General features: G+C 31.2%; 13 protein-coding genes. 8 read left to right on the top strand and 5 right to left on the bottom strand.

The features are described from left to right. Positions 1–11: 11 nt before the first annotated feature. Positions 12–920, bottom strand: a complete 909-nt coding sequence (locus KA867_RS10365; RefSeq protein WP_210137951.1) for a COX15/CtaA family protein — start codon at positions 918–920, stop codon at positions 12–14. A gap of 279 nt (positions 921–1,199) precedes the next feature. On the opposite strand from KA867_RS10365, the gene cyoE reads away from it, so the two are divergent. Together cyoE and KA867_RS10355 are read left to right on the top strand one after the other, a co-directional pair. Further along, positions 1,200–2,111 carry a heme o synthase gene (gene cyoE, locus KA867_RS10360; protein ID WP_210137950.1) on the top strand — a complete coding sequence of 304 codons (912 nt, stop codon included), beginning with the start codon at positions 1,200–1,202 and terminating at the stop codon, positions 2,109–2,111. A gap of 24 nt (positions 2,112–2,135) precedes the next feature. Continuing rightward, positions 2,136–2,612, top strand: coding sequence for a DUF420 domain-containing protein (locus tag KA867_RS10355; protein ID WP_210137949.1), 477 nt, complete (start codon positions 2,136–2,138; stop codon positions 2,610–2,612). Between the two features lie 195 nt (positions 2,613–2,807). On the opposite strand, the gene KA867_RS10350 is transcribed toward KA867_RS10355, so the two are convergent. Continuing rightward, positions 2,808–5,063 carry an ATP-binding cassette domain-containing protein gene (locus KA867_RS10350; protein WP_210137948.1) on the bottom strand — a complete coding sequence of 752 codons (2,256 nt, stop codon included), beginning with the start codon at positions 5,061–5,063 and terminating at the stop codon, positions 2,808–2,810. A gap of 180 nt (positions 5,064–5,243) precedes the next feature. Between KA867_RS10350 and KA867_RS10345 the strand changes: the two genes are divergently transcribed. Both KA867_RS10345 and KA867_RS10340 read left to right on the top strand, forming a co-directional pair. Then, positions 5,244–6,293, top strand: coding sequence for a CAP-associated domain-containing protein (locus KA867_RS10345; protein ID WP_210137947.1), 1,050 nt, complete (start codon positions 5,244–5,246; stop codon positions 6,291–6,293). Between the two features lie 11 nt (positions 6,294–6,304). Continuing rightward, a complete protein-coding gene (locus KA867_RS10340; protein WP_210137946.1) occupies positions 6,305–6,739 on the top strand; it encodes a YlbF/YmcA family competence regulator in 435 nt (144 codons plus the stop codon). A 67-nt stretch (positions 6,740–6,806) separates the two neighbouring features. On the opposite strand, the gene KA867_RS10335 is transcribed toward KA867_RS10340, so the two are convergent. Further along, positions 6,807–7,733, bottom strand: coding sequence for a glycerophosphodiester phosphodiesterase family protein (locus KA867_RS10335; RefSeq protein WP_210137945.1), 927 nt, complete (start codon positions 7,731–7,733; stop codon positions 6,807–6,809). Between the two features lie 131 nt (positions 7,734–7,864). Here KA867_RS10335 and KA867_RS10330 point away from each other — a divergent pair, with 131 nt between their 5' ends. Beyond that, complete coding sequence (locus KA867_RS10330) at positions 7,865–8,116, top strand: YlbG family protein (protein ID WP_210137944.1); 252 nt, start codon at positions 7,865–7,867, stop codon at positions 8,114–8,116. A gap of 94 nt (positions 8,117–8,210) precedes the next feature. Here KA867_RS10330 and KA867_RS10325 read toward each other — a convergent pair whose 3' ends face one another. After that, positions 8,211–8,600 carry a DUF7147 family protein gene (locus KA867_RS10325; protein ID WP_210137943.1) on the bottom strand — a complete coding sequence of 130 codons (390 nt, stop codon included), beginning with the start codon at positions 8,598–8,600 and terminating at the stop codon, positions 8,211–8,213. Between the two features lie 65 nt (positions 8,601–8,665). On the opposite strand from KA867_RS10325, the gene rsmD reads away from it, so the two are divergent. From rsmD to KA867_RS10310, 3 genes are all read left to right on the top strand, one after another. Further along, complete coding sequence (gene rsmD / locus KA867_RS10320) at positions 8,666–9,208, top strand: 16S rRNA (guanine(966)-N(2))-methyltransferase RsmD (protein WP_210137942.1); 543 nt, start codon at positions 8,666–8,668, stop codon at positions 9,206–9,208. Between the two features lies 1 nt (position 9,209). Next, entirely contained in the window at positions 9,210–9,695 is a 486-nt protein-coding gene (coaD, locus tag KA867_RS10315) for a pantetheine-phosphate adenylyltransferase (protein ID WP_210137941.1), read from the top strand. 172 nt (positions 9,696–9,867) lie between these two features. Further along, complete coding sequence (locus KA867_RS10310) at positions 9,868–10,374, top strand: MepB family protein (RefSeq protein ID WP_210137940.1); 507 nt, start codon at positions 9,868–9,870, stop codon at positions 10,372–10,374. 224 nt (positions 10,375–10,598) lie between these two features. Here the strand turns inward: KA867_RS10310 and KA867_RS10305 are convergent, their stop codons facing one another. Then, positions 10,599–11,738, bottom strand: coding sequence for a nucleotidyltransferase (locus KA867_RS10305; RefSeq protein WP_210137939.1), 1,140 nt, complete (start codon positions 11,736–11,738; stop codon positions 10,599–10,601). Positions 11,739–11,836 lie beyond the last annotated feature (98 nt).

Raw genomic sequence — 11,836 nt, 5'->3', positions numbered from 1 at the left:
ATTAAAGTGGATTAACCGCCACTTCGTATGGTTCTTAGCATCAATACAATAAAGTAAGCAATCAATCCAAACAATATTGTTATGAATAATGCGTGTAATAGAGCGATTAATAAATTCACTTCAGTAATAATAGATAAAGCACCTGTTATCACTTGTAAAATTATTAAAATAAATGCAGCGGTATAGCCGAAACGAATTGTTCGATTTTCTTTGTAATTATTAATTGCATGAACAAACGTGATTAAAATCCAAATAAAAGCGATTAAAGCCATACCTCTGTGAGTGAAATTCACCCAATCTTGAACGTTATGAGGTATTAAATCATTAAATGGAAGCGGCCATTGACCATAAGCTAAACTTGCTTCTTTATGTCTAACTAACGCACCAGTATATATCGTTAAGTATACAATGATTGCCATAATCCACGTATAAATTCTAAGCGGCTTACGAATAAATAATTCATCAGCTTCGTATTTACGGTCTATCTCAAAGATAATTAAAGTTAAAACAAATACTGAAGAAAATGAAATTAATGAAATACCAAAATGTAATGCCAAAACATAATCGTTTTGTTGCCACATTACTGCTGCTGCACCAACAAGTGCTTGCAATAATAGGAAACCAATACTAATCATGCATAACGGTTTAACTTCTTTGATATAACCAATGTGTTTCCAAGCAACAATCACTAGCCATAAAACAAGAATTAAAGATAGACCTGATACTGCACGATGACTTAATTCAATTATTGTTTGTATAGGCAAATTTTGAGGTAAAAAAGCACCATGGCATAATGGCCAGTCAGAGCCACAACCATCAGCTGAACCAGTTTTAGTAACCAACGCACCTCCGAGCTGTACAAATGCCATTATTATTGCTGCCAATACAGATAACCATTTCAGGTTTTTTTTGTTAAACAAGAATTAACCCCCCACAAATAAATAAAACAGATATGAGTAATGATTCAGCTACAATGATATCAATCATTTATAGTTTAAACCAAAGACTCTTTACATTTACTTTTATATTTTTAAATAAAACTTAACTATTATTATAACAAGAAATACGTTTCTAATTGTGTCACAAAAATGACTATTTGTGAATGTCGATAAAGTGTCACAAATAACTTTGTATAAATGTAGTCAATCACAGTAAATTGATATATCATTGTATTATATGGAAAAATTAGGAGGGAAATTATGAACAAAGAACAAACTTTGTCGCATAATTCTAGTCGTGTAACGTTTAAAGAGTTACAACAAATTATTAAAATGGGACTAGTTCAGGGCAATTTAATTCCAGCATTCGCTGGTTCATGGCTTGCAATTGTGTTGGCAAATCATTCCTTCCTCTCGTCAATACCACAGATTTTAATGATGTTGGTAGGTTCGACATTAATTATGGGGGGCGCATGCGCTTTAAATAATTACTATGATCAAGATATTGACAGTATCATGCCAAGTAAACAGCAAAGACCTTCAGTTAATGGAAAAATTTCAAATAGAAATTTATTATTACTTAGTTTTGGAATGATGCTCGTAGGGGAAGCATTATTATTTGCTTTAAATATACCATCTGGTGTAATAGGATTGTTAGGTATTGTTGGATATGTGTCATTTTATTCAATTTGGTCTAAACGTCATACAGTTTGGAATACAGTGATTGGGAGTTTTCCGGGTGCTGTGCCACCGTTAATAGGTTGGACAGCTATCGAAGGCAATATTAGTATGATTGCTGTAGCGCTTTTCTTAGTAATATTTTGTTGGCAACCAGTACATTTTTATGCATTGGCAATAAAGCGTAAAGATGAATATAGTTTGGCAAATATTCCAATGTTACCTTCTGTTAAAGGTTTCAAACGCACGAGAGTGAGTATGTTTATCTGGCTAGTATTGTTATTACCACTACCATTTTTATTGAGTGATCTTGGTACAACATTTATCATATTAGCTACATTATTAAATTTAGGCTGGTTATATTTAGGTTTAACGAGTTTTAAAAAAGATTCAGATCAAACAAAATGGGCAACAAAAATGTTTATATACTCTTTAAACTATTTAGTAGTTTTCTTCGTACTCGTTGTTGTTGTTTCATTAATTAAAATGTTCTAATAAATATTAATAAGGATGGAATATATGAATTTACCAATCTTACCTACAATTAGCACAACATGTATAGTGATAAGCGCAATCTTTATTGCAATAGGATGGCGTAAAATATGGAAAAGAGAAATCGAAAGTCATAAAAAATTTATGTTACTTGCTGCTATATTTGCGCTAACTTTCTTTATTATTTATGCTTCGAGAACGATATTTATTGGTAATACTGCTTTTGGTGGCCCAGATTCAATTAAGATTTATTATACAATCTTCTTGGTTTTTCATATCAATTTAGCTACTATCGGTGGTCTGCTAGGACTTTTCCAAATCATCACTGCCTTCAAAGACAAATTTAAACTTCATAGATTTGTAGGACCAATTGCATCAATTGTTTGGTTTTGTACTGCTATCACAGGAGTGATGGTTTATGTATTACTCTATGTATTATATCCAGGTGGAGAAACAACATCATTGTTGAAAGCAACTTTCGGTTTTATAAATATACTTAGTTAAAATATTGATGGACTAAGCTAAAATAATCATTACATCTAAAAATAACCTGAGACACAGCAGTGTCTCAGGTTATTTTTATTTTAAAGTTGCAGAAGTTATCTGTTTAAGTGATAGATTCTTTTTTATAATTTTTGTAACTCCAATTTTGCGTGTCGTTTCACTCAAATGATTTAAATGAAAGTTTTAAAAATTAACTTAAGATAAATATCTTTTTAAGTGTTTAGCCGTAACAGAAGCAGTGTTTGCTAACAGGCCATCTGGATTTCCTTGGTAAAGTAATTTACCACCTTTGTTTCCAGCATATGGCCCTATATCAATAATCCAGTCTGCATTTGTCATCATTGTTAAATTATGTTCAATGACAATTACTGTATTACCTTGGTCAATTAAATTATCAAAACAAGCTAAAATGATTGGTATATCATCTTCATGTAAGCCAGTAGTAGGCTCATCAAATACAAAAATGTGATTACTCACAATGTGTGTCAAATATTTACTCAGTTTAACACGTTGTATTTCTCCACCAGATAATGTATCAAGTGTTTGTCCTAAATTCATATAATTTAAACCTGTTGCTTTCAGTGATTGCAAAGGTTGTGCAATAGACTGATTTGTATTAAAAAAGTCTAAAGCTTCATCCACTGTTAAGTTCAATATATCTGCTATAGAATAGCCTGAGACAGTTGCATTTAAAACTTCAGGCTTATATCTTTTACCACCACAAACACTACAAATTTGGGTGAAGTCTGGCATAAATGCAAGCTCCGTTTTTAGCACACCTTTTCCATGACACTCAGGACAGGCACCTTCAGAGTTGTAACTGAATAATGACTTCTTCAACCCAGTATTTTTACTGAAATAGGTACGAACATCATCAAATATATCTAGGTATGTTAACAAGTGAGAACGACTTGAAGCGTGTACGGGTTTTTGATCGATAATAATAGCGTCTTCATTGTTTTGTAAGCCGCCATGTATAAGTGTGCTCTTGCCAGAACCAGCTACACCAGTTACAACGGTCATTGCATGTTTAGGGATACGAACTGAAATATCTTTTAAATTGTTTTGCGTCATATGATTTAAGTCAATAAACGCATCTGTTTGCCTTATGGATGATTTCAATTTATGTTTTTTCTTTAATGCTTTTCCAGTACTGGAATTTGATGATAATAAATCAGAATAGTTACCAGTGAAAATAATTTCACCACCATTTTTCCCAGCATACGGCCCTAAATCTATGACGTGATCTGCAATTTTGATTACGTCCGGGTCATGTTCTACTACCAGAACTGTGTTACCTTTATTTTTTAATGATTGAATGATTTCATTTATTTTTTGAATATCCTCAGGATGTAGCCCGATACTCGGTTCATCTATGATATATACTAAGTCACTTAAAGGGCTATTTAGATGCCTGATAAGTTTAATACGTTGAGATTCCCCACCAGACAGCGTTTTCGTTTCACGATCCAAAGTGAGATAATTAAGTCCAATATAACTAAGAGATTCTAATTGCTTTAGCAAAGGGCTAATTATAAATTGTGCTTTGGTAGATTCTAATTTTTGAATAAAAGTCATTGCTTCATCAATAGATAAATGCGTGAACTCAGCGATATCTAAGCCATTAATTTTGGATTGTAATACATTTTGATTTAATCTTTTACCACCACATGTTGGGCATTTTTTTGATGTGACAACTCTTTCAATATCATGTTTGAATTTATTTTTTTCAAAATTGTCATTTAATAAAAAAGAGCGTCTAAATCGATGAATAAGTCCTTCGAATTTTGCAGTTTTTGGCCAGTTTGCTGGAGGGCTTTTCAATTTAGTAGGTTTTGTGTATAACAGAGTATCCAATTCTTTTTTATCATAATGTTTCAATTTCTTGTCATTATCAAACAATCCAGAATATAAATAACGTTTACCACGCCAACTATCCGGTCTAAAAGAGGGAAAACGGATTGCGTCTTCATTTAAAGATTTTTCAAAATCTAACAGTTCTTCCAAATTAATATCTTCTACGTATCCAAGACCAGAGCATGTTTCGCACATACCGTTTGGATTATTAAAAGAAAAAATATCAGAATATCCTACAAATGGTGTTCCGATACGGGACCATAATAAACGCACTGAAGCATAAATATCGGAGATTGTACCTACTGTAGAACGCGAATTACCACCTAACCTTTTTTGATTGATAATCATAGCTACGGGTAAATGTTCTATTAAATCTACATTTGCTTTACTAAATTGTTTTAATTGATTTTGTATATATGTAGAATATGTTTCGTTAAGTAAACGTTCCGATTCGGCAGCAATTGTATTGAAGACTAATGATGACTTACCTGAACCAGAACGACCCGTGAATACAGAAATTTTATGTTTTGGTATATCTAAAGAAATATCTTTTAAATTATTTTGTTTCGCACCATGTATACGAATGATTGACATATTTGTCACCCCTTCATTTATTTTATACCCAAAATTCTATTGTATATTACGTCATGCAAATATAATCTATGGTGAAAATGTAAAGGGTTTATTACAAATTAACAAATTTGAGGACATGCCTTGCTTGTATCTGTTATAAACATGTACAATGAACCAAAGAATAATGTAGGTGGATGAGCGATGAAGAAACTAATAATTAAAGTTATTGGTGTATTATTATTGATTTGTTTTATAATTTATCTATTTTACTCACCGCGTTTGAAATTTGATGTTTTAGAAAATCCTAATAAAGAAACTTCAAAAACAACACAAAACAAAGATTTTCAAAACAAAAAAACAAATGTTGAAAATCCTAAACTAAAAAAAGGTGTGGGTACTTGGATTGGACAAGATTTACATAATTTAACTGATAATTATGGTCAAGCAGATAGAGTCTATTCATATAAAGGTGGTTTTAAAAACTACGTATATAAACAAAAAGATCAGTATTATCTTGTCACAACGAAAAAAAATAAAATTAAATCAGTTTATGCCACTGGTAAAAATGCTAACGTTAATCCAGTAGAAATTGGTGATAATGCGGCACATGTTTTTGAAAAGTACAGTATCAATCCAGAGCCAACGATTAAAGCTAATGGAAAAGCGTATGAAATAGAACTTTCAGATTCAGATATGAAAACACAGACACTAATAAAATTCAATAATGTTTATGCACAAGTTTATATTGATCAACAAGCTAACGAAATCGTAGGTGTAAGATATTTAGATAGTGAAGCATTAATAGCATTTAAACCCTATCAAATGATTACTGCGCAAGAAGATAAAAAAGTGAAAAATAATTATAAAAAAATACCATATGAACAAAATGCAAATCAATTGATGACACTTTATGAAATAACTAATGAGATGCGTAAATTAAAAGATGCTAAGCCTTTAAAAATCAATAATGACGTAGCTCATATTGCATCGTATAATTTGTACGAAGCAATTGATACTGATAGTGTAGAATTTACAGAAGATGCCTTAAAACAAAAGCTTAATGAACAAAATATTTCTTTTGTTTCTACTAGTCAAAATGTAGGATATGATTTTAACGAAGTACCAACTTTAATCCATAGTTGGTTAAACTCTGATATTCATAGATCAAGAATGTTAAATTCTAAATACAATGAAGTCGGCGGCGAAGTGTCAAACGGTTATTATACAATTATTTTCATTGAAGATAAGTAGGAGAGGTTATAATGATAACAGAAGAAACTTTGAACATTCTTGATGATATTGAGGATTTAAGTGATAAAATACTTGATTCACGATTATATCATTCATTTAAAATAGCAGAACAAAATTTACAAGAAAATGATGAAGCGCATTTGCTCTATCAAGCTTTTTTAAAATCAAAAGCGCAATATGATGAAATAATGAGATTTGGAAAATATCATCCAGATTATCAAAAAGTGATGTTAGAAACACGCAAACGAAAACGTGCTTATGAAATGCTACCAGTAGTTATGGATTACAAACAAAAAGAGGTTGCATTACAAGATTTAATAGACGAAGTTATAGTGAAAATAGCTTATGCTGTGTCTGAAAATGTAAAGATTGAAACAGGTAATCCATTTTTCCAAAAAGATGCTAGTGGTTGTGCAACGGGTGGTTCTTGTAGCTGCTCCTTATAGCAAATCAGGTCTGTAATGTTAATTAATATAAAAGCTGGGCACTTGTTGTGACCCAGCTTTTATATAACTATTTATTTTGATAAGTGTTTTTAAAACGTTCTGCTAAATCAGGTCTATCAGTGACTATAGTATGCACCCCGTTTTTGGTTAAATCATTCATTAAATCTAGATTATTAATACCATAAAAGCCAGGGACGATATTACGTTCATTTAACCACTGTATAAATTTAGGTGAAGTCAATTTAATACCTTTAAAAGTCACTGGCATTTGAAATGTATGTGCTTGTGGTTTAAATGTATTGCCTAAACCTGATTTGAATTTTAAGAAGCCTTCTGCCACTTCGCTTTGACTTGCTCCAATAGCTATTGTGTAGTTGCTTTCTTTTTTGAATCTTTCAACTTGATCACTTTGAAAACTAGTAACTAAAACGCGATTTTGCGCGTGGTTTTTAACAATGATATCATAAATGATTTTAGGTGCTAATTTACCTTGATCACTTTGTGAATCATCTTTAAGATCAACATTTATAAGTGTGTTAGGATATAATTTTAATAATTCATCAAAAGTTAGTATTTTAGCGTCAGTGTGATTACGATAAGGTGTTGCCCCATTTAAATCAGTGAAATGGTAACCTGCGTCTAATTGCTTTAATTCTGTTAAAGTATGTGTTGCTACTTTTCCTGAGCCATTTGTCGTACGATCAACGTCTGCATCATGAAAAACCACTAATTGTTGATCTTTAGTCAATCTCACATCAATTTCGAATCCATCAATGTGATGTGATAAAGCATTGTCAAATGCGAGTTTTGTCAGTTCAGGTTTCACTGCCATGCCACCACGGTGTGCAAAGATATACGGTGCAGGCTTAGAGAAAAAGGGCGGGATTTCTTGATTCATAGGTTTAGCTTTATATTTAGAAAAGAAAATAACGCTACCTACTAAACCAACGGTACCTAGAAATGCACCTTTTATTAATTTGTTAATTGTTGTCATGCGCAAATCCTCCTTGATTTGAGTATATACAGTAATATAGCAAATGTTAGCTATTGTTCAAAATAATTGTTATTTATTAATCGAATTAGACATGATATTATAAAGTGGCTAATAAATGGAGTGATAATTGTATGAATATTGTATCTAGAACAAGTTTAGTTATATATTTAAAACATATGAAACACGAACGCCAAATTAGAAAATTTGGACATATTGTCAGTACGAACAAACTACAACGCTATGTTATTATGTATATAAATGAAGAAGAAGCGGACGCAATTGTAGATAAACTTATGAACTTAAAATATGTAAAACATATTGCAGGTTCTCCTTATAAATACCTTAAAAAGGAATACCCCAAAGAACAACATGAATTTTCTTGATTACATGATTATATGATATTTAAATAAATTTTTAATTAACAAGCAAAGTCACATTAGATTTATATATAGCTACTTGACTTTGTTTTATTTACGATTATTGTAATGGTGGTATCCATCTTTGAAGTCGCAATACACTGATGAGATAATTGAAATAAATACTGTTGGAATGAAAATGCTCAGGTGGTTGCACATCAATTTCTTTTACATCAATATTGAAATGTGTTGCATGTTCATTAATTAAATCGAATTTTTTGTTTGAATGAGGATATGGATATTTAACCGCGTTTACCATAATATACATCGCTTGGAAATGTTTACCATGTGTAGGTTTCATAATAATAGCCACTGAAGATAATTGTTTATCAAAAGTAGGGGTGTGGAAATAAACGATATGCTCAATTCTTGCATGATTGTATTCAATAAGTGTTGTAAATTCAAATAAGTCCGTAAGGCCTTCGCCCAATTGTATAAATGCTTGTTTCATTTTGCCCCTCCTTTCATGCAGTATGTATTATATAAAAATAACTTAAAGAATGGAAGTGTTTCTCAATGAGAGTGATTTCTGGAATCCATAAAAGTAAACCATTAGAAAGTATGGAAGGCCGTAACACTCGGCCTACGATGGACAAAGTTAAGGAAGGTATTTTTAACAGCCTACATGAAGTATCAGGTATCGGCTTAGATTTATTTGCTGGAAGTGGTGCTTTAGGTATTGAAGCATTATCTCGGGGAATGGAAAAAGTAATCTTTGTAGATCAAAATTTTAAAGCAATAAAAATCATCAAAGCGAATCTTCAAAACTTAAACATCTCTGACCAAGCGGAAGTATATAAAAATAATGCAGATAGAGCCCTTAAAGCACTTTCAAAAAGAGCAATGCAATTTGATGTTATATTTTTAGATCCACCTTATGATAAAGGATTAATTGATGAAGCGCTGGACGGAATTATAAAGTTTAATTTATTAAAAGAAAATGGTATTATCGTTTGTGAGTTCAATCATAAAGAAGAGATTGATACAAAATCATTTCAAGTGATTAAAAGATATCATTATGGATTAACAGACACTTTGTTATTAGAAAAAGGAGATTAAAATGTCTACAACTAAAGCAGTGATTCCAGGAAGTTTTGATCCAATTACATATGGTCATATTGACATCATTGATAGGAGTGCCGATCGTTTCGATGAATTGCATATTTGTGTTTTAAAAAATAACAGTAAATCGGGGACTTTTTCAGTTGATGAGCGCATTGAATTAATAGAAGCATCTGTAAAACATCTTGATAATGTTACAGTACATCATTTTAATGGATTACTTGTAGATTTTTGTGATGAAATTGGTGCGCAAACAATTATTAGAGGATTAAGAGCTGTAAGTGATTTTGAATATGAATTGAGATTGACTTCAATGAACAAAAAGTTAAATAGTAATGTAGAAACTATGTATATGATGACAAGTACAAATTATTCCTTTATTAGTTCGAGTGTAGTGAAAGAAGTGGCTGCATATAAGGCTAATGTATCAGATTTTGTACCAGAACATGTTGAAAAAGCGTTGAATGAAAAGTTTAAGAAATGATAAAGAACCACTTCCCAACTTGTTGGGTTAGTGGTTCTTATGCATGAGCTAAAGCTCAGGTAATCCTTAATACCACTTCGCAACTTGTTGGGTTAGTGGTTCTTTATGCTTTGAGCAGAACGGGAGAAAATAAACGTTGCACACTTCAAGATGAACAATAGAATATAAAAGGGTGATAATCATCAATTTTAACTCGAGTCTATTATTTAATAAATTAAAAGAAACGAAATTAGCATTTTCATTGAAAGATTTAAATATAGAAACCTGGAATCAAGATTATGAAGCTATCAATTTTATTTTTAATAACATCACTTTTAAAAGTAGATTAGCTAAAAAAACACCGAAGAAACACGGCTACTTTGTTGCATTATGGCATAAAAATAATCAAGGGAGTAATGTACCTTTTACTTATGATGAAATAGCAGATAAATTGGTTGTAAATATTATAGATGGCGTACATAAAGGACAATTCGTTTTTCAAAAAGAAATACTCATGCATAAGGGTATAATTAGTTCTGAAAATAACAAAGGGAAAATGGCTTTTCGTGTTTATCCAAGTTGGGAAAATGATTTAAACAAAACTGCACAGTTTAGTCAAAAATGGCAACTCGAATATTTTGTTGATTTGTCAAATGGTGTTGATGAACAAAAGCTAATTGAATTATATTCAAAGTGTTAACTCAAGATATTTAATATGGACATCAATCATTTTGTTTCGACTAATTGCGAACAGTAAATGATACATAATATTGCGCAAATCATATATTGAAATACTATCAAAAAAATGAACCGAATACTAAAGTGTCATACTATAAAAAAGCCTGAGAAAGAAATTTTAATAAATTCATTCTCAGGGTGATTATACTAGAAATGAAATTTTAGATGTTTTCGAGTAGTAATTATTCAATTTTCAATACGTAATACATGTGTATTAAAATCTGTTTCTGTACGATTAGAAAGCAAATTGTAAATGTGTGTTGAATGGATTTCTTGCTCAAATAAATGCGCATTTTGTTGATTTAGTTGCGTAATGAAATGACGTTCTGGAAATTTTTGTTTTAAGTATTTTAAATATTGTTGACCTTTTGGTGACATACCAAGGATATGCACTGCTTTTATGTCGTTATGTTTATGATTGTGTTGAAAGTTTAGTAAAATATTCATTAATATACGTTGTATATGTGTATATGTATATCTTTTTGTTTTAATCAATGATATTAAATGCTCAAATGATGAAGCATATCTGATTTTATCTAAAATACGATTTTCTAATCCTTCACTCATCGTATAGATATTTTTCAATGAATGGGCTGTATGACTTAAAATAGCATATTTAATATACGGAAACGTATCTTCTACAGTCGCGTGTGGTTCTTGGTAAAGCTGTTGTATTGAATTGGGAACAACCGATTTCCATAGGTCGTTTTGAGTATGTAATGCATTGCGAATGGCAGTGCCGCTAGCGAAATTTAAGTTTGAAATGTTGAAATCATGGTGATGACTACTTTCTCTTGATATTGTCCAAGGTTCGATATGTGGTGCTAGCTTTTGAATTGCCCGCATATAAGAAACACCTAGTGTATTATTAGGAGAAGATAATAACGTATGATTGTTTAAAAGTTCACTTAATATTCTGGGATAACTTTTGCCTTCTTTTAGTTTCATTGAAAATTCAGATGTTTGTTCTATTTTAGAAATGTCTTTTTGCAATTCGTGAAATGAATCGATGTCACCTGATTCGCTACCAAATGATAGATGATTTGCATCAACATAACTTGCGATTTGGACAGCTGTTTCAGCAAAATATTGGCCTGCTGATAAAGCAGCTACTGCTGGTAATTCAATGACTAAATCGACAGCACTCAATGCCATTCGGGTGCGTATAAATTTATTATATATAGCTGGTTGCCCTCTCATAACAAAATTACCACTCATAATGGCTATTGATATTTCAGAATCAGTTATTGACTTTGATGTCTGGGCGTGGTATAAGTGACCATTGTGGAAAGGATTATATTCAGTGACTAGTGCAACGCTTTTCATTTGCAATTCTCCCTTTCAGAATTCATTATAGATATTGTATCAGATTAATTTGTGTTAAGAAAAAATCTTGACAACTTTTATCTATAAAGTTAAAATAA

Origin of the sequence: Staphylococcus sp. GDH8C109P (assembly GCF_017893405.1) — a bacterium.
GTDB classification, from domain to species: Bacteria; Bacillota; Bacilli; order Staphylococcales; family Staphylococcaceae; genus Staphylococcus; species Staphylococcus cohnii.
This window is presented reverse-complemented; position numbering and strand designations above follow the sequence as displayed.